Source organism: Streptomyces sp. NPDC050085, assembly GCF_044460595.1.
Taxonomy (GTDB): Bacteria; Actinomycetota; Actinomycetes; order Streptomycetales; family Streptomycetaceae; genus Streptomyces.
Genome location: NZ_JBITJZ010000009.1, coordinates 38705 through 56217, shown reverse-complemented (window position 1 = coordinate 56217; position 17513 = coordinate 38705). Strand labels below are relative to the sequence as shown.

Sequence of the window (17513 nt, the reverse complement as noted above, 5' to 3'; positions counted from 1 at the left end):
CCGTTTCTACGCGCGTCCGGAAGAGCGCCCGGAAGATCCACCGGGTGTAATCGAAGGGACACGTTGCGATTGATGTTGAAAGTTGAACATCATCGCGCTAGAGTCGTCTCTGTTGATGGTTCAACTTTCAACATCATGTCGGCACCCCCGTGCCGCCCGTCCCCCAAGGAGCACGTCATGGGCATCTTCGGCCGCAAGAACGACGAGACCACCGCCACCCCGGCCGCCGCGCAGGCGGGCCAGGACCTCAGCGCCCTCACCGGTGAGTACACCGTCGACCCGGCGCACACCTCGCTCGGCTTCGTCGCCCGCCACGCGATGGTGACCAACGTGAAGGGCAGCTTCACGGACTTCACCGGCGAGCTGCACCTCGACGGTTCGGCCCCGGACAAGTCGACCGCGTCGTTCGACGTGCAGATGGCCAGCATCGACACGGGCAACGCCGACCGTGACGGCCACCTGAAGAGCGCGGACTTCTTCAAGATCGAGGAGTTCCCGACGATGACGTTCCGCTCGACGTCCGCCGAGTCGCTGGGCGGCGACGACTACCGCATCACCGGCGACCTGACCATCCTCGGCACGACCAAGCCGCTCACCATCGACCTGGAGTTCAACGGCGCGGCGAAGGACCCGTTCGGCAACGAGCGCGTCGGCTTCGAGGGCAAGGCCGAGATCCTGCGCTCCGAGTGGGGCCTGACCTGGAACGCGGCGCTCGAGACCGGTGGCGTCCTCGTCTCCGACAAGATCAAGCTGAACTTCGACATCTCGGCGATCAAGAGCGCCTGAGCCGACCGGACCACCCGTCGTACTCAGCGAGTTGAGGCGGCCACGAGTTGCGTGGCCGCCAACTCGCCGTACAGTGCGTCCTTTTCGAGCAGTTCGGCATGGGGGCCCTGGGCGCGGACGCGGCCGTTCTCCAGGACGACGATGCGGTCCGCGTCCACGACCGTCGACAGGCGGTGCGCGATCACGAGGACCGTGGTGTGCGGGGCGAGGTCGCGGACGACGTCCCGCAGGTGCTGTTCGTTGACGGCGTCCAGGTTCGCGGTGACCTCGTCGAGCAGCAGCAGGCGCGGGCGGCGCAGCAGCGCGCGGGCGATGGCGACCCGCTGGCGTTCGCCGCCCGAGAGCAGGACGCCGCGGTGGCCGACGCGGGTGTCGAGCCCGTCGGGGAGCCTGCCCACCAGGCCGTCGAGCCGGGTGCGCGCCACGACGTCGAGGACGTCGCTCTCCGGTGCCTGCGGGGCCGCGTACAGCAGGTTGTCGCGCAGAGTGCCCGCGAGGACCGGCGCGTCCTGTTCCACGTATCCGAGGCTCGCGCGCAGGTCGGCGAGCGGCCAGTCGCGCACGTCGCGGCCCGCGACGGACACGGTGCCGCCTGCGTGGTCGTAGAACCGCTCGAGGAGTGCGAAGACCGTGGACTTGCCCGCTCCCGAGGGGCCGACGAGTGCCGTGAGGCCGCCGGCCGGGGCGTCGAAGGTGAGGCCGTCGTGCGCGGGGGCGCGCTCCTCGTCGTAGCGGAAGACGACGTCGGTGAACGTCACGTCCACCGGGCCTGGTGTGTCGGTGAATTCCCTTGCCGGGGCGATGGGTTGGGCCTCTTGCGCGTCCTCTCCCGGCAGGTCCTCGATCTGTGTGATCCGGTCGAGCGCGGCCATGCCGTTGGTCAGGCCGACCCAGCCCTCGGTCAGTTGGCCCAGCGGCGCGACCAGGTAGAACAGGTACAGCAGGAACGCGATCAGCGAGCCGATGTCGAGCGCGCCCGACGCGACGCGGGCGCCGCCGACGCCGAGCACGCACAGGAACGCCACCTGCACCGACACCACCATCGACACGTCGGACGCGGACGTCCAGCGGGCGACGGTGAGGCCCTTGTCCCGGGCCCGGCGGGCGACGGCCGTGACGGCGGCCTGTTCGCGGTCCTCGGCGCCGTTCGCCTTGACCGTACGGAAGGACTGCAGCGCCCGGTCGAGCGCCCCGCCCATCTCCCCCACCGCCTCCTGCGCCTGGGTCTGCGCGCGCCGGATGTGCGGCATGAGCAGACCGAGCGCGGCCGCGACTACGGCCAGGACGAGCACCGTCACACCGAGCAGCACCAGGTCCACGACGCCCATCAGGACGACGGTGCCGAGCAGGGTGAGCGCGCCGGTCAGCGACTCGACGAGGCTGCGGGACAGGACCGTGCGCAGGAGCGTGGTGTCGCCGGTGGCGCGGGTGAGCAGGTCGCCCGGGGTGAGGCCGTCCACGGAGGCGATCTTCAGCCGGAGCATGCGGGCGACGAGGCGTTCACGGGCGCCGAGCACGACCGCCTCCCCGGTACGCGCCAGGAGATAGCTGCCGGCCGCGGTGAGCGCGGCCCCGGCGAGCACGACGAGCGTGAGCAGGAGCAGCGCGGGGGCCGGGGACCGGTTCTCGGCGAAGGCCTCCACCGCGTACTTCGCCATGAACGGCATGGCGAGCCCGGCGCCCGATCCGGCGAGCGCGAGGACGCCGCCGAGGGCCAGGGTGCGGGCGTGCGGGCGGGCGTGGGCGAACAGGCGGCCCAGGTCAGCGGGCATGCGGGGCCGGTACCTCCGCGTTCTTCGGGGCCGCGGCGACGGTCATGAGGGGGCGGTAGTCCGCCGCCTGTGCCCCGTCCTCCACCATCCGGCCCCCGGCCTCGACCCAGGCGTGCGGGGCGAACGGGGGCGCGGCGCGGACGCCCGCGTGCCAGGTGGGCCAGGTGCCCGCCGTCCGGCACAGCACGGCGATCGCGACGGAGCGCGGCAGACAGCCGTACCAGCCCGCGCAGCGGCGGCTGGTGGCGACGACCGCCTCGTACGCGGCCCGCGTCTCCTCGTACGTCGCGGGGCGGGCGCCGCGGCGGGCGAGCGTGAGCACGCGGCGCAGCCGGTCGGGGCGCAGGCGGCCCACGAGCAGGCCCACGGCGATCGCGAGCCGCACCTTCGGGCCGCGCACGCCGCGGCCCGGCATCGTCATCTCGGTGCTCACGGGGTCGCCATCCGCGCCTCGACGAGCTGGCGGGCGAGGTCGGCGACGTCGGCCTCGGCGCGGGCCCGGTCGACGTCGAAGGCGGCGAGGATCCGCTCGACGGCCTCCTCGGGGCTCAGGCCGTCGGCGAGCGCGGTGACGGCGACGGTGCCGGACTCGTTCAACTGCCAGTACGTGCCGGTGCGTTGGTCCAGGAGGACGCCGCCGAAGTCGGTGCTTGTGACGGTGATGCCGGGGCTGAGGATCACGGGGCGAGAACCCTTTCGGAGGTCGTGTCGGCGTCACGCAGCCACATCTCGCAGGCGACCGCCGAGTCGATGGAGCAGCGGGTGTGCAGCGGCGCGTACGGGTCGGCGGCGAGCGCGTCGAGCCGCTCCGCGTCGACCAGGCCGAGGGCGGCGAGGTGGGAGGCGTCCGGGTCCCACAACTGCCGTAGTTCGTCGGCGTGTTGGACCAGGCCCTGCACGGTGTCGCTGCTCATGTGGTCCTTGGTGGTCCGGGCGAGCAGCGGCGCGGGCACGACGTCGCGCACGGCCTCGGCGAGCAGCGGCTTGTAGCGGCCGGGGTCGAGCCGGTCGGCGAGGCGTACGGCGAGGGTGGCCTCGATGACGTGGTCGGCGTACATCGGCGCGGCCACCGGAAGCCCGAGCGCGTGCCCGTACTCCTCCATGGCCTGGAAGTGGCGGGCACCCATGCGGACGGTGTCGAGGTCGAGGTGGCGTCCGGGGCGCGGGGCGAGCGGTTCGGCGCTCGCCGCGGCCTCGCGGAACGCGCCGACGATCAGGGTGCGCGCGTCGGGCGTCAGCCAGGGCGGCAGCGACTGGCGAACTCCCCAGGACAGATGGGGAGTTCGGGCGGTCGGGACCAGGTCGCCGGTGACGGCGCCGGCGAGCCAGGTGCGGAAGGAGGGGCGGGTCAGCAGGGCGCGGACCGTGGCGGCGAGCGGCCAGCCGAGCTGGTGGCGCACGGCGCTGATCCGGTTCCAGGCGGCGACCGGCTGCCCGGGGAACAGGTCGCCGGCCGCGGCCGGGAGCGCCATGAACAGCTCGTCGCCGCCGTAGCCGGTGAGGTGGCACTCGGCGCCGGTGGCCGCGGCGCGGGCGAGCAGCATCCGGGCGCGGGCGCGGGCGGGCGCGACGGGCAGGGGCTCGTCGGTGGGCAGGTCGGCGGGGCCCTGCAGCCGTTCGGCGACCCCGGCGTAGAAGAGGGGCGCCTCGGCCGCGGGGACGGTGAGGTGGGTGAGGCGGGGGCCGGTTCCGGTCGGGGTTCGCGCGCGGGCCAGGTCGACGGCCCGGCGGGCCCACGTCTCGTCCTCGGCGCCGCGCTCCCTGGACGCCACGGTCAGCAGGGCGAGGTCGGCGGGGCCCGCGCGGCGGGCGAGGAAGGCGAGGGACGTGGAGTCGAAGCCGCCGGACAGCTCGCAGCTCACGCGGGTGCGTCCGGCGAGATGGGCGCGCACGGCACGGTCGAGCGCTTCCCCGAGCCGCAACGCGCCTTCCGCCATGGGCAGTTCGGGGTCCGGGGCGTGCCACCAGCGGTGCGTGCGGTACGTCCCGTCGGCACGCAGGGCGAGGGCGTGCGCCGGGTCGATCTCGGTGATGCCGCGCCAGACGGGGCGGCCGCCGAGCGGGTGCGGCACGAAGTCGAGGAGGCGCAGCGCGAGCGCGGCCTCGTCGAGGGCGGCGCCGGTGAGGTGCGCGAGGACGGCGGGGCGGTCGGAGACGAGTCCGCCGGGACCGGGGCCGGTGGGACTGGTGGGGTCGGTGGGGTCGATGGGGCCAGTGGGGCCGGTGGGGCCGGTGGGGCCGGTGGGGGTGGTGGCATAGACGCGGCGCAGGCCGGAGGCGGTGCCGCGGACCCACGTCATGTCTCGTATACGAGATATCACGTGATGTACACCGGGCAGCGAGCGCGCCAGGCGCCGATGCAGGTCGGCGTTGTCGCGCGCGGCGCTCAACTCCCGTACGAGATCGGCCTCCGGGACCTCGTCGGGCCCGATGAGGACGACGGCGTCCGACCCCGCGAGAGCACTGCTCACGCGGCGCAGCGGGGTGCGGAGGACGACCCAGGGGCGGCCGGACGGATACCGGAACACCTCGTAGTCGTCACCGTCGGCGGGAAGACGCCCGGCCGCCGCCCGGCCCGCCGGGGTGTCCGGCAGGACGACGAAGCAGTCGCGTGCGTGGGGCGGCTGTACGGGGCGGCCGGGCATCTTCACCGTTTCCTCGGATCTCGCACTTCGGATGTCGAGCCGGCTGCGGCCGGCCTGGCCTGTCAGGTGAAGCGGCGGACGACCCACTCCTTGTAGGCGCCGACGAAGTAGCCGGCCGTCGTCTTGGTGAAGTCGCCCTGCTTGACCATGGCGGGCTTCACGTAACTCTTCTTCGTGTCCTGCGCCTGCTTGTTCAAGGCCATCTCTCCCTCTCACGTACGTGCAACGGATGTGACAGGTGCGCTTGGTGCGGTTGCTGCGCTTGGTGCACTTGGTGCGGTTGGTGTGCACTGTGTGCTTCGTGTGCATCGTGTGAACACCACGGCGATCATTGCCAGTTGGTGAGCATCCATGCACGGAACGCGATCGAATTCACAGGACGACTTGATCGCTTCACGGCAGAATCGGGCTTATCGGCAAGAGCTGCGGCAAGTCGGCGGGGGTACGCATGAGTAGGGGACGAGTTCGGGCCATCGGGAGATTCCGGGGCGTCTCCGCGGAGCGGGTCCGGCGGGACATCCTCGACGCGGAGGCCGGGGCGGAGCCGTACGTGCTGCGCGGCGCCCGGATCCGCGGGGCCCTGGCGCTCGACGGGGCCGAGATCGGACGGCTCGTGCGGTTCGAGGGGTGCCGGTTCGACGAGCCGGTGACCCTGGAGGGCGCGAGCACGCTGGCGTTCACGGTCACCGAGTGCGAACTGCCCGGCTTCGTCGCGCCGACCGCCCAGATCGGCGGGCGGCTCGATCTGCGCGGATCGACCATCAGCGGCGGCCGCCGCGGCGCCGTGAACCTGGTCCACGCGCACATCACGGGCGGGCTCCGGCTCGACCGGGCGCACCTGGTGTCGACGGAGGCGATCGCACTGAACGCGGGCGGCCTGGTCATGGCGGGCGGGGTGTTCTGCGAGGACGGCTTCGTGGCGCACGGCCAAGTCCTGTTCCCCGGCGCCGAGTTGCCCGGCGGGCTGTGGATGGGCGGGGCGCGGATCGTGCTGCCGGAGCCGACGGAGGTCGCGTTCAACGGGGACTCGCTGCGGGCGTCGAGCGTGCGCCTGAACCACGGGTTCCGGGCGGACGGGCGGGTGCGGCTGCGCGGGGCCCGCATCGACGACATGCTCTCCTTCAAGGACGCCGAACTCCTCGGCGTGGGCTCGTCGTTGATGTGCGTCGGGGCACAGGTGGAGGCGCTCGACCTGCGGTTCGCCAGGCCGCCCGCGGGCGGGGTGAACCTGCGCAACGCGCGGGCGACCCGGATCCAGGACGCGCCGCCCACCTGGCGCGATCCGCTGGGCCTGGACGGGCTGACGTACGACTGGCTGGAGCCGACGGCGCGGAGCCAGCGCGAGGACTGCGCGAACCGGCTCCGCTGGCTCAGCCACCAGCAGGCGTACGCACCGCAGCCGTACGAGCAACTGGCCGCGTACTACCGCCGGTTGGGCCACGACGACGAGGCGCGCCGCGTCCTGCTGATGCGGGAGCGGCAGCGCAGGAAGACCCAGCGGCCGCTCGGGCGGATCTGGGGCGGCCTCCTCGACGCGACCGTCGGTTACGGCTACCGGCCCTGGATCGCCGGGATCTGGCTGGCCCTGCTGACCCTCGTCGGCTCGCTCGTCTTCCACCTCCACACTCCCGTGGCGAACAAGCGGGGCGAGGGGCCGCCCTTCAACCCGTTCGCGTACACCCTCGATCTGCTCGTCCCGATCGGGGGCCTCGGCCAGCGCGACGTCTGGCACTGGGCGCAGCCCGAGGTGCAGGGGCTCGCGTACGGGCTCGTCGCGGTCGGCTGGGTGCTGACGACGGCGGTCGTGGCGGGCGTGACACGCACACTGAGCCGAGGATGACGCCACTGGCGCCACGGTGACACCATGCCCCTGACCTGCTCTTTTAATGCATCCACCTGACGGCGACGCCATCACTGGCACACGCGACGCCATAAATGCCTAGCCATGGCACCACTGGTGTGCCATGATGGCACCACCGAAACGCACCGCGCTTCGGGAGCAGGCCGGAGCACATCGCCGAAGGACAGAAGGACAGGGGTGGGGACCATGAAGACTGCACAGGACCAGCAGCAGACGGCGCCCGGCGCCTTCCACGCCTTCGCCCGCTTCGTGCTCTGCGGCGGCGGGGTCGGGGTCGCCTCCAGCTTCGCCGTGGCGGCGCTCGCCTCCTGGATCCCCTGGGCCCTGGCCAACGCGCTGATCACCGTGGTCTCCACGCTGCTCGCCACCGAGTTGCACGCCCGCTTCACCTTCGGTGCGGGCGGACGGGCGACCTGGCGCCAGCACACCCAGTCGGCCGGGTCGGCGGCGGCCGCGTACGCGGTGACCTCCGTGGCGATGTTCCTCCTGCAGCAGCTGGTGGCATCGCCCGGCGCCGTGGTCGAGCAGGTCGTCTACCTGTCGGCCTCCGGGCTCGCGGGCATCGGCCGGTTCGTGGTGCTGCGGGTCGTCGTCTTCGCCCGCATCCTGAAGCAGCCGACGGCCCGCCCCGCGACCGTGGCCCGCACCGCGGCCCCGGTCACCGCCGAGGCCCTCTGCCCCGCCGCCTGACCAGGCACCTGCTCGGCGACTTGGCCACTCGGCTACTTGCTCTGCACGATCTGGATCAGGTTCCCGCAGGTGTCGTCGAGGACCGCCGTGGTCACCGGGCCCATCTCCAGCGGCTCCTGGGTGAAGGTCACCCCGAGGGCGCGCAGCCGCTCGAACTCGGCCCGGACGTCGTCCACCGCGAAGGACGCGGCCGGGATGCCGTCCTCGACCAGGGCCGTCTTGTACGGCTGCACCGCGGGATGACCGGAGGGCTCCAGGAGGAGCTCGGTGCCGTCGGGGGCCTCCGGGGAGACCACGGTCAGCCAGCGGGCGCCCCCGCCGAGCGGGACGTCGTGCTTCTTCACGAAGCCGAGGACATCGGCGTAGAAGCGCAGGGCCGTCTCCTGGTCGTCGACGAAGACGCTGGTGATGTGGATCCTCATGGGGTGCTCTCCGGGGGGTCGGGCCTGAGCCATCGGGTCACGATGCGCTCGAGGGGGGCGGTGTTGAGGTCGTGGAACTTGTAGCGGCCCTCGCGTCGCGTGCGGACCAGGTCCGCGGACTCCAGGACGGCCAGGTGCTGGCTGATCGCCTGCCGGGACAGGCCGAGACCGTGCTTGGTCGAGAGGCGTGCGCACATCTCGAACAGGGTCTGGCCGTCGCGGTCCACGAGCTCGTCGAGGATGCGCCGACGCGTGGGGTCGGCCAGCGCCTTGAAGACGTCGTCCGGCATGCCTCCACGATAGGCAAGTCATCACTTGCCTATCAAGCGGAGGCGGCACGGCCGCGTGAGCTGGCTCACAAAGAGGGCGTCCGGTGTCACAAACGGCACCCCCTGTCCTGTCTCAGCTGTGAGCACCGACGGGAGGCTTGTGATGTCCGACAGCACCACCCGCGCCGAGCGGCCCCCAGCACCCGCGGCGGGCGAGCGCATCGCCGACTGGGCCGACGGCCGGCTCGGGGTGTACGGCCTGGGACGGAAGTACCTGCGCAAGGTGTTTCCCGACCACTGGTCGTTCATGCTGGGCGAGATCTGTCTCTACACGTTCATCGTGCTGGTCCTGACCGGCGTCTATCTGACCCTCTTCTTCCACCCGTCCATGAACGAGGTGGAGTATCACGGCAGTTACGTCCCGCTGAACGGCGTACGGATGTCGGAGGCGTACTCCTCGACGCTCGACATCAGCTTCGACGTACGCGGCGGACTGCTCATCCGGCAGATCCACCACTGGGCGGCTCTGCTCTTCGTCGGGGCCATGTTCGTCCACATGATGCGGCACTTCTTCACGGGGTCGTTCCGCAAACCCCGCGACCTGAACTGGGTGTTCGGGTGGCTGCTGCTCTTCCTCGCCCTGTTCGAGGGGCTGCTCGGCTACTCGCTGCCGGACGACCTGCTGTCGGGCGCGGGCATGCGCCTGATCGAGGGCATGACGCTGTCCGTCCCGATCGTCGGAACGTATCTGTCGTTCTTCCTCTTCGGCGGCGAGTTCCCCGGCCACGACATCGTGGGCCGCTTCTACTCGATCCACATCCTGCTGCTGCCGGGCATCATGGCGGCGCTCGTCGTCCTCCACCTGATCCTGGTCTTCTACCACAAGCACACCCAGTTCCCCGGCCCCGGAAAGTCCGAACGCAACGTCGTGGGCCAGCCGTTCTTCCCGGTGTACGTCGCCAAGGCGGGCGGCTTCTTCTTCCTCGTGTTCGGCGTCGTGACCGTCATCGCGGCCGTCGCGTCCATCAACCCCGTCTGGGTGTACGGCCCCTACCGCCCCGACCAGGTCTCCACGGGCGCCCAGCCCGACTGGTACCTGGGGTTCGCGGAGGGGCTGGTGCGGGTGATGCCCGGCTGGGAGATCGCGGCGTGGGGCCACACCCTGAACCTGGGGATCCTCGTCCCGCTCGTCGCGTTCCCGCTGTGGCTGGTGCTGATCGGGGTGTATCCGTTCGTCGAGGCGTGGATCACCGGCGACCGCCGCGAACACCACCTCCTCGACCGGCCGCGAAACCGCCCTGTCCGCACGGGACTTGGCGTCGCCTGGCTCGTCGGGTTCTTCGTGGCGATGATGGCGGGCGCCAACGACATCTGGGCCACGCACTTCCACCTCTCGGTGAACGCCATCACCTGGTTCGCGCGGGTCGCGCTGATCGCGGGCCCGGTGCTCGCGTTCGTCGTGACGAAGCGGATCTGTCTGGGCCTGCAGCGACGGGACCGCGACAAGGTGCTGCACGGCCGGGAGACGGGGCGCATCCGGCGGCTTCCGCACGGCGAGTTCGTGGAGGTCCACGAGCCCCTGCCCGCCGAGGAGCTGTACCGGCTGACGCAGCACGAGCAGCCCGCCGCGCTGGCGGCGGCGCCGGACACGGACGAGCACGGGGTGCGCAGGCGCGTGCGCGGGGCCACGCGGCTCCGGGTCGCCCTGTCCCGGTGGATGTACGGGGAGGGCACGCAGATCCCGAAGCCGCGCACCGCGCTCGGCAAGGACGAATCCGGGCACGAGCAGACGTCCGTACGCGGATGAGGCGCGGGCCGCCGCAGGCCCGTGCCGGGCACGGCCGCCGTTGCGTCGAACGGCGGTACGCACCGCGGTGACGGCACGCCGGAGCATGCCGCTGCGGCTACGGTCCGCTCATGACCACCTGCACGCACCCCCGTCACCTCGCCCGCATCGGCCGGACCGTGGCCGCCGCCGCGGTCCTGGCCGGGGCCTGGGCGCCCGCCACGCACACCGCCGACCTCGGCGTCACGCTCACGGGCCCTGCCCAACTCCGGCCGACGGGCCAGGGCACGTGGACGGTCACCGTCCACAACACCGGCCCGTCGGACTCCCCCGGCGCCACCATGACCCTGTCCCTGCCGGAGGACGTGGTCCTCCTGACCGGCCCCCCGGCCGTCTGCGAACTGAGCGGTGGGTCGGCGGCCTGCACCCTGGGGAGGATCGCCGAGGGCGCGTCCCTGACCATGCGCTTCACGGCCCGGGCGGAGGACTACGCCCGGGGCAGGTACGTACTCGCCGCCGCGGTGACCGGAACCCTCACCGACCCCGACGCCTCCGACGACACGGCCACACGCACGACGTTCGTGGGGCTGCGGCCCGGCGGCTGCTGAGCGTCCGTCACTGACTGTGCGAGAACGCGCGGATGGCGCGCCACCGGCGCTGGAAGAAGCGGAAGAAGAGGATCTCCTGCGCCAGTGCGTAGCACCCGGCGCCCAGCGCCGCACCGACCGCGGTGCGGGTGCCGTGCCCGGAGACGATGTCGACGAGGAAGTAGATCCCGACGACATGGGCCAGGATCCCGGCGGACAGCATGTAGGCCGCCGTCGCCGCGTACGGGTAACTCATGTGCGTACGCGAGGAGATGAGGCCGGATTCCCAGGTGAGGAGGTCCGGCTCACCGAGGTGCTGGTTGATCCGGGCCTCGATCGCCGCGACGCCCCGGCCCGCGCGCTGGGAGCGGTGGTACTCACCGAGCCAGATCAGCAGGCTCGCCTTCGCGCTGACCGGGATGAACACGAGACAGATCGGCACCACCAGGGCCGGGGTCACCGATGTGCTGAGGATGGCCGCCATGACCACGGCCAGGGACGTGAACGCGAAGTTCATGATCTGGATGCGGTTGCTGATGGACTGCAGGCTCTCCTGCCGCAGCGAGTTGTACTCGGTCAGCAGCGCCTGCACGGTCACGGGCAGGATCTGGGTGGGCGTGGGCGGATCCTGCCCGGGCCCAGGGCCCGGCGACGGCGGCTGCGTCGGCACCGACGGGTGAGGGCCCGGCGCCGCGGGTGAGGTCATCTGCCCACCTCGGAGTCGGAGAAGTCGGTGAAGTCTGAGACGGTGAACCCCGGGAAGCTGTCGCCGTCCCGTTCGTAGGCGTACGGGACGGCGCGCAGGCCCAGTGCCGCCGCGCGCCGCAGATTGGACTCCCGGTCCTCGACCAGTGCCACCCTCCGCCCGGTCAGGTCCTCGGCGGCGATGTCGAGGAGTCCGCGTCCCGGCGTCCCCTTGGTCACGCCGAGGTCCTGCGACACGTACACGAGGGCCGGATCGATCCATTCGCTCAGGCCGAGACGAGCGAACTGGCGGGCGTACCAGAACGACGTGTTGTTCGAGGCGATGCCGAGGGCCGCGCCCGTCGCGGCGGCCGCCCCGAGCAGGCGCTGCGCCCAGGGGCTGGGCCTGAGCAGCTCGTGCCCCGCGTCCCGGACGATCCCGGCGGGCAGCTCGGTGCCGAGCTCGGCGGCCAGCTCGGCCCAGTAGTCGGCCTCCCGGGCCGGTGTCACGGAGTACCTCCGCCACAGCTTGCCGCCCGCCGCTTCGGCAGCGGCGCGCGGAATGCCGAGCCGGTCGGCGATCCCGCGGCCGGGGGTGAGCAACAGGGTCTCCCAGGGGTCACAGAAGAGCACCCCTCCGAGGTCGAAGAGGATCACGTCTGCGTCGGGCACGGTCAGCTCCGTTCGCGGCCGGTGCGCACAGTGCTCTGACTGGTCGGCTCAGCGTAGCAACTCCCCTGCGCCGGCACGGGGTTGACCGGATGGGTCAGAAGCCGCCGCCACCGAAGTCGCCCCCGCCGCCGAAGTCACCGCCGCCACCACCGCCGTCCCCGAACCCTCCCCCGAAGTCCGACGAGTCGAAGTCCGCGCCCGAATAGTCGCCGCCGTCGGCGTAGCCGCCCCCGTCCGCGTAGCCGTACGCAGGGCTCGCCATCATGGAGCCGAGCATCGTGCCGACGAGCAGGCCCGGCAGGATGCCGCCGCCGAAGTAGCCGCCGGCCCAGGGGCCGTACATCGGGCCCGCGTCGTAGTACGGGCGGCGCTCGCCCGCGCCCGCGTCGACCGTGCGCACGAGCGGCTCGGCGCCGTCCCGCAGCCGCGTCGCGTCCGCCGCGCAGACCGGGACCTCGCGGGGCTGCCCGCCGGGCGGTGTCCACTCGGCGTCCTGCACCGAGGGCCCGTGGCGGGGGTCGAAGAAGCACGGCACCCGCCGTTCGGGCAGCGGGCGGCCCTCGCGGCGGGCGGCGAGGAGCGCGAGCGAGAAGCGGCCGTCCTCCAGGGCCTGCGTCACGCCGCGCACGTCGTCGGGCCGCTGCGCCGCGGCCATGTACTGCTTGGCCTTCTCGTACGCGTCGAGCGCCCGCTCGAAGTCGGCCCGCATCGCGTCGTCGGCCCCGGCCTCGGCCGGGCGGAAGTCGAGCCGGTCCAGTTCCTCGCCGAACGCGGTGATGTCCTCGTCGACCACCACCCGCAGCTTGTCGAGGGCGGCGCGCTCCGCCTCCTCGCGGCGCCGCCGGTTCCGCCTGACCAGGGCGTACGCGCCCGCGCCACCGGCCACGACGACCACGCCGACGCCGATCAGCGCGCCCACGGGGGCGCCCGGGTCCCCGCCGCCCCAGGACGAGGGCGCGGAGCCCTTCGCCGTACGGACCGCGGTGTCGACGAAGTCGTCGAGCTGCCGGGCGACGGGCTCACCGCGGACGCTCGTCGTCAGGTTGTGAACGGCGTCGGCCGACATGACCTGGTGGTCGGCGCGCGCGTCGAAGGCGTCGCCGAGCCGCACCCCGTACACCCCGACGACCCCCGTCTTCGTACGCAGATCGGTGAACAGGTCCTGCTTGGGGAAGTCGGCGGGCAGCACCGCCACCATCACCGGCTTGTCCGCGTCCTTGATCCTCTTGGTGAGCGCGTCGACATCCGCCGAGGTCAGCGCGCCGGCGACGGCCGGATCGACATACACGGGGCTCTTCTCCAGGGCGTCCGCCACGGTCGAGACGTCCGAGGCCGCAAAAGCGGCGGGCGTGCCGGTGAGCGCCGCGCCGAGGGCGAGGAGCAAAGCGGCGAGGGCCGCCAGGGAGGGCCTCATACCTCGACGCTAACCCAGCGCGGGTGTGAATGACGGATCGAAGTGTTCGTGACGTGAACTCTTGACGCGCGCATGGAACCCCCTTTAACTCACGTCTTGAACTAAGCCATGAGAGTTACCTGTTGGGACACAGGAGGCACCATGCGCACCCCCACCAGATCCGGGCGCCTGGCCAGGCTGTTGCTGGCCGGGGCCCTGACCACCGCAGGACTCGCCGGCGCGGGCGTCACCGCGGCGCACGCGGCCGGCGAGCAGGTCTCCGTCTGGCTGACCACCACCGACGACAGCGGCGGCCGCCACGTCACCCGGGGGCTGCAGCAGCAGGCCCCGGTCTCCTTCCAGCCGGGCACCGGCGGCAGCGGGACGGCGATCACCGTCGACGAGAACACCCGCTACCAGACGTTCACCGGCGGCGGCGCGTCCTTCACGGACACCGCGGCCTGGCTGATGAACAGCAGCGGCGCCCTGTCGGCGGCGACGCGGGACGCGACGATGAAGAAGCTGTTCTCGCCGACGGACGGGATCGGGCTCTCGTTCGTGCGCAATCCGATGGGCGGCTCCGACCTCGCGCGGTACGGATACACGTACGACGACATGCCCGCCGGGCAGAGCGACCCGTCGCTGGCGAACTTCTCGATCGCCCACGACCAGGCCGACGTGCTGCCGCTGACCAAGCAGGCCAAGCAGCTCAACCCGGCCGCCACCGTGATGGCCTCGCCGTGGACCGCGCCCGCCTGGATGAAGGACAGCGGGCAGCTCAACGGCGGCTGGCTCAAGGCCGAGGACTACGGCGCGTACGCGAGCTACTTCGTGAAGTACATCCAGGCGTACCAGGCGGCCGGCGTGCCGATCGACTACGTCACCGCACAGAACGAGCCGACGTGCTGCTCCGGCTATCCGTCGATGAGCTGGAACGGCTCCGGGCTCGCGTACTTCACCAAGAGCGAGCTGCTGCCGAAGCTCGCGGGCGCCGGGCTGAGGACCAAGGTCCTTGCCCACGACTGGAATTGGGACACCTACGACGCGTACGCCGCCCCGACCGTGGACGACGCGGCCGTGCGCGCCCACCCGAACTTCGGCGGGATCGCCTGGCACGGCTACGGCGGCGACGTCGCCAAGCAGACCGAGATCCACAACAAGTACCCGGCCCTCGACGCCTTCCAGACCGAGCACTCCGGCGGCACCTGGATCGCGAACCAGCAGCGCGAGGACATGACCAACATCATCGACTACACCCGCAACTGGGCGAAGTCGGTGACGAAGTGGTCCCTCGCCGTGGACCAGAACCGGGGTCCGCACAACGGCGGTTGCGGTACGTGCGACGGGCTCATCACCGTCCACAACGGGGACGCGAACAGCGGCCGGGTCGACTACAACATCGAGTACTACACGATGGGGCACCTGACGAAGTTCGTCCGGCCGGGTGCGTCGCGGATCGCCTCGACCGCCTCGAGCGCCGTGCCGAACGTCGCGTGGCGCAACACGGACGGCTCGAAGGCGCTGATCGCGTACAACGACGCGTCGAGCGCGAAGGACGTCACCATCAACTGGGGCGGCCGGCACGTGACTTACTCGCTGCCGGGCAAGACGTCGGCGACGTTCACGTGGAGCGGCACGCAGGCCGGCGGCGCGGACCGGGTGGGTGCCTTCCACGGGCTCGGCGGCAAGTGCCTCGACGTACGGGACGGGTCCACCGCCAACGGGGCCGTCGCGCAGATCTGGTCCTGCGTCTCCGGTTCGCAGAACCAGACCTGGACCGTGCAGGCGGACGGGTCCGTGCGGGCGCTCGGCAAGTGCCTTGATGTGAGCGGGGGTTCGACCGCGAACGGGGCCAGGGTTCAGCTCTATGACTGCAACGGATCGGGGGCTCAGCAGTGGCGGTACGAGGCGGGCACCGGGGATCTGGTGAATGCCGGTGCCGACAAGTGCCTCGATGTGACCGGGAATTCGTCTACTGACGGGACCGCGACCCAGCTTTGGTCGTGTACCGGCGCCGCCAATCAGAAGTGGACGCTTCAGTAGATCGAGCCTGTCCGGCGTTTGAGGAGCGGGGTCCGGGGCGGAGCCCCCTGAGACCCCGCTCCGGGTACTCACTACTCGACCGGTTCGACCCCGGCCCTCAGCAAGCCGTACGTGTACGCGTCCTCGAGCGCCCCCCACGACGCCGCGATCACGTTCTCCGCGACGCCGACCGTGGACCACTCGCCCGAGCCGTCGCCCGTGGAGATCAGGACGCGGGTCGTGGAGGACGTGCCGTGCTTGCCCTCAAGGATGCGGACCTTGTAGTCGAGCAGCTCCAGCTTCGCGAGCTGGGGGTAGATGCGCTCGAGGCCCACGCGCAGGGCGCGGTCGAGGGCGTTGACCGGGCCGTTGCCCTCGGCCGTGGCGACGATGCGCTCGCCCTTGGCCCAGAGTTTGACCGTGGCCTCGTTGGCGTGGGTGCCGTCGGGGCGGTCCTCGACGATGGCCCGCCAGGACTCGATGCGGAAGTACTTGCGCTCCCGGCCCTCGGCCTCGGCGCGCAGGAGGAGTTCGAAGGACGCGTCGGCCGCCTCGTACGTGTAGCCCTGCAGCTCGCGCTCCTTGACGCGCGCGACGACGCGGCCGACCAGTTCGCGGTCTCCGCCGAGGTCGACGCCGAGCTCCTTGCCCTTGAGCTCGATGGAGGCGCGGCCCGCCATGTCGGAGACGAGCATGCGGATGCGGTTGCCGACGAGCTCGGGGTCGATGTGCTGGTACAGGTCCGGGTCGACCTTGATGGCGGAGGCGTGCAGGCCCGCCTTGTGCGCGAAGGCCGAGACACCGACGTACGGCTGGTGCGTGGACGGCGTCAGGTTCACGACCTCGGCGATGGCGTGCGAGATGCGGGTCATCTCGCGCAGCGCGCCCTCGGGCAGGACCTTCTTGCCGTACTTGAGCTCGAGGGCGGCGACGACCGGGAAGAGGTTGGAGTTGCCGACGCGCTCGCCGTAGCCGTTGGCCGTGCACTGGACGTGGGTCGCGCCCGCGTCCACGGCGGCCAGGGTGTTGGCGACGGCGCAGCCCGTGTCGTCCTGGGCGTGGATGCCGAGCCGGGCGCCGGTGTCGTCGAGGACGGTGTGCGTGATCGCCTGGACCTGGGCGGGGAGCATGCCGCCGTTGGTGTCGCACAGGACGACGACGGAGGCACCGGCCTCGTGGGCGGCACGGACGACGGCCTTCGCGTACTCGGGGTTGGCGCGGTACCCGTCGAAGAAGTGCTCGCAGTCGACGAAGACGCGGCGGCCCTGGGAGACCAGGTAGGAGACGGTGTCGCGGACCATCTCCACGTTCTCGTCGAGGGTGGTGCGCAGGGCCAGTTCGACGTGTCGGTCATGGGACTTGGCGACCAGCGTGATGACCGGGGCGCCGGACTCGAGGAGCGCCCTGACCTGCGGGTCCTCGCTGGCCTTGGCGCCCGCGCGGCGGGTCGAGCCGAAGGCGACGAGCTGCGCGTGCTTGAAGTCGATCTCCTTGACGGCACGGGCGAAGAACTCCGTGTCGCGGGGGTTGGCACCGGGCCAGCCGCCCTCGATGAAGCCCACGCCGAAGTCGTCCAGATGCCGTGCGATGGTCAGCTTGTCCGCGACCGTGAGGTTGATGCCCTCGCGCTGTGCGCCGTCGCGCAGCGTCGTGTCGAAGACGTGAAAGGAATCGTCGAGTTCACCGGTGGGGGTCTCGCTACGTTCGCTCGGGCTGCTGCTCATGCTGATCTGGCTCCTGATCGGGATCTCGGTCTTCGTACCGGAATGACCGGCTCCACCGTCCTTCTATGATCCCTCGCACTCCCTGCCTGGCTGTGGGTGGGCCAGAAACAGAAAAACCTCTCGCGGGTGCGAGAGGTCTGCGCGCGGGTCGAGGACGACGGTGTCCACCTGTACCGGGTCGTACGAGGCGGTCACTGCGG

At 71.5% G+C, this 17513-nt stretch carries 17 protein-coding genes; 6 read left to right on the top strand and 11 right to left on the bottom strand.

Annotated elements, in window-relative coordinates:
* The first annotated feature begins 177 nt into the window (after positions 1-177).
* On the top strand, positions 178-786 hold the full coding sequence (locus ACIBUY_RS29520; RefSeq protein ID WP_365572940.1) for a YceI family protein: 609 nt from the start codon (positions 178-180) through the stop codon (positions 784-786).
* A gap of 23 nt (positions 787-809) precedes the next feature.
* On the opposite strand, the gene ACIBUY_RS29515 is transcribed toward ACIBUY_RS29520, so the two are convergent.
* The 5 genes from ACIBUY_RS29515 to ACIBUY_RS29495 all read right to left on the bottom strand — a co-directional run bounded on the left by ACIBUY_RS29515 (position 810) and on the right by ACIBUY_RS29495 (position 5400).
* The gene (locus ACIBUY_RS29515; protein ID WP_399154243.1) at positions 810-2558 is read right to left on the bottom strand and encodes an ABC transporter ATP-binding protein; all 1749 of its coding nucleotides are present in this window, start codon (positions 2556-2558) and stop codon (positions 810-812) included.
* A complete protein-coding gene (locus ACIBUY_RS29510) occupies positions 2548-2991 on the bottom strand; it encodes a lasso peptide biosynthesis B2 protein (protein WP_365572796.1) in 444 nt (147 codons plus the stop codon). The genes ACIBUY_RS29515 and ACIBUY_RS29510 overlap by 11 nt, the downstream gene beginning before the upstream one ends.
* The gene (locus tag ACIBUY_RS29505) at positions 2988-3239 is read right to left on the bottom strand and encodes a lasso peptide biosynthesis PqqD family chaperone (protein WP_365572799.1); all 252 of its coding nucleotides are present in this window, start codon (positions 3237-3239) and stop codon (positions 2988-2990) included. Before ACIBUY_RS29505 ends, ACIBUY_RS29510 begins: the two co-directional genes overlap by 4 nt.
* Positions 3236-5203 (bottom strand): asparagine synthase-related protein, encoded by a 1968-nt coding sequence (locus ACIBUY_RS29500; RefSeq protein ID WP_399154242.1) that lies wholly within the window; start codon positions 5201-5203, stop codon positions 3236-3238. Before ACIBUY_RS29500 ends, ACIBUY_RS29505 begins: the two co-directional genes overlap by 4 nt.
* 62 nt (positions 5204-5265) lie before the next feature.
* On the bottom strand, positions 5266-5400 hold the full coding sequence (locus ACIBUY_RS29495) for a keywimysin-related RiPP (protein ID WP_365572805.1): 135 nt from the start codon (positions 5398-5400) through the stop codon (positions 5266-5268).
* 251 nt (positions 5401-5651) lie between these two features.
* Between ACIBUY_RS29495 and ACIBUY_RS29490 the strand changes: the two genes are divergently transcribed.
* Positions 5652-7043 carry an oxidoreductase gene (locus ACIBUY_RS29490; RefSeq protein WP_365572808.1) on the top strand — a complete coding sequence of 464 codons (1392 nt, stop codon included), beginning with the start codon at positions 5652-5654 and terminating at the stop codon, positions 7041-7043.
* Between the two features lie 207 nt (positions 7044-7250).
* Positions 7251-7754 (top strand): hypothetical protein, encoded by a 504-nt coding sequence (locus tag ACIBUY_RS29485; RefSeq protein WP_399154241.1) that lies wholly within the window; start codon positions 7251-7253, stop codon positions 7752-7754.
* A gap of 32 nt (positions 7755-7786) precedes the next feature.
* Here the strand turns inward: ACIBUY_RS29485 and ACIBUY_RS29480 are convergent, their stop codons facing one another.
* Together ACIBUY_RS29480 and ACIBUY_RS29475 are read right to left on the bottom strand one after the other, a co-directional pair.
* The gene (locus ACIBUY_RS29480) at positions 7787-8176 is read right to left on the bottom strand and encodes a VOC family protein (protein ID WP_365572814.1); all 390 of its coding nucleotides are present in this window, start codon (positions 8174-8176) and stop codon (positions 7787-7789) included.
* Positions 8173-8466, bottom strand: a complete 294-nt coding sequence (locus ACIBUY_RS29475; protein WP_365572817.1) for a metalloregulator ArsR/SmtB family transcription factor — start codon at positions 8464-8466, stop codon at positions 8173-8175. The genes ACIBUY_RS29480 and ACIBUY_RS29475 overlap by 4 nt, the downstream gene beginning before the upstream one ends.
* Before the next feature lie 142 nt (positions 8467-8608).
* Here ACIBUY_RS29475 and ACIBUY_RS29470 point away from each other — a divergent pair, with 142 nt between their 5' ends.
* Together ACIBUY_RS29470 and ACIBUY_RS29465 are read left to right on the top strand one after the other, a co-directional pair.
* Entirely contained in the window at positions 8609-10252 is a 1644-nt protein-coding gene (locus ACIBUY_RS29470; RefSeq protein WP_365572820.1) for a cytochrome bc complex cytochrome b subunit, read from the top strand.
* Positions 10253-10362: 110 nt separating this feature from the next.
* Positions 10363-10839 (top strand): DUF11 domain-containing protein, encoded by a 477-nt coding sequence (locus ACIBUY_RS29465; RefSeq protein WP_399154240.1) that lies wholly within the window; start codon positions 10363-10365, stop codon positions 10837-10839.
* 7 nt (positions 10840-10846) lie between these two features.
* Here ACIBUY_RS29465 and ACIBUY_RS29460 read toward each other — a convergent pair whose 3' ends face one another.
* The 3 genes from ACIBUY_RS29460 to ACIBUY_RS29450 all read right to left on the bottom strand — a co-directional run bounded on the left by ACIBUY_RS29460 (position 10847) and on the right by ACIBUY_RS29450 (position 13588).
* A complete protein-coding gene (locus tag ACIBUY_RS29460; RefSeq protein ID WP_365572826.1) occupies positions 10847-11524 on the bottom strand; it encodes a hypothetical protein in 678 nt (225 codons plus the stop codon).
* Positions 11521-12174: a hypothetical protein gene (locus tag ACIBUY_RS29455; RefSeq protein ID WP_365572829.1), complete on the bottom strand. Its 654-nt coding sequence runs from the start codon at positions 12172-12174 to the stop codon at positions 11521-11523. Before ACIBUY_RS29455 ends, ACIBUY_RS29460 begins: the two co-directional genes overlap by 4 nt.
* A 94-nt stretch (positions 12175-12268) precedes the next feature.
* On the bottom strand, positions 12269-13588 hold the full coding sequence (locus ACIBUY_RS29450) for a hypothetical protein (protein WP_399154239.1): 1320 nt from the start codon (positions 13586-13588) through the stop codon (positions 12269-12271).
* A gap of 141 nt (positions 13589-13729) precedes the next feature.
* Between ACIBUY_RS29450 and ACIBUY_RS29445 the strand changes: the two genes are divergently transcribed.
* Positions 13730-15610, top strand: coding sequence for a ricin-type beta-trefoil lectin domain protein (locus ACIBUY_RS29445; protein ID WP_365572835.1), 1881 nt, complete (start codon positions 13730-13732; stop codon positions 15608-15610).
* A 71-nt stretch (positions 15611-15681) separates the two neighbouring features.
* Here ACIBUY_RS29445 and cimA read toward each other — a convergent pair whose 3' ends face one another.
* Positions 15682-17313 (bottom strand): citramalate synthase, encoded by a 1632-nt coding sequence (gene cimA, locus ACIBUY_RS29440; protein ID WP_365572838.1) that lies wholly within the window; start codon positions 17311-17313, stop codon positions 15682-15684.
* Positions 17314-17513 lie beyond the last annotated feature (200 nt).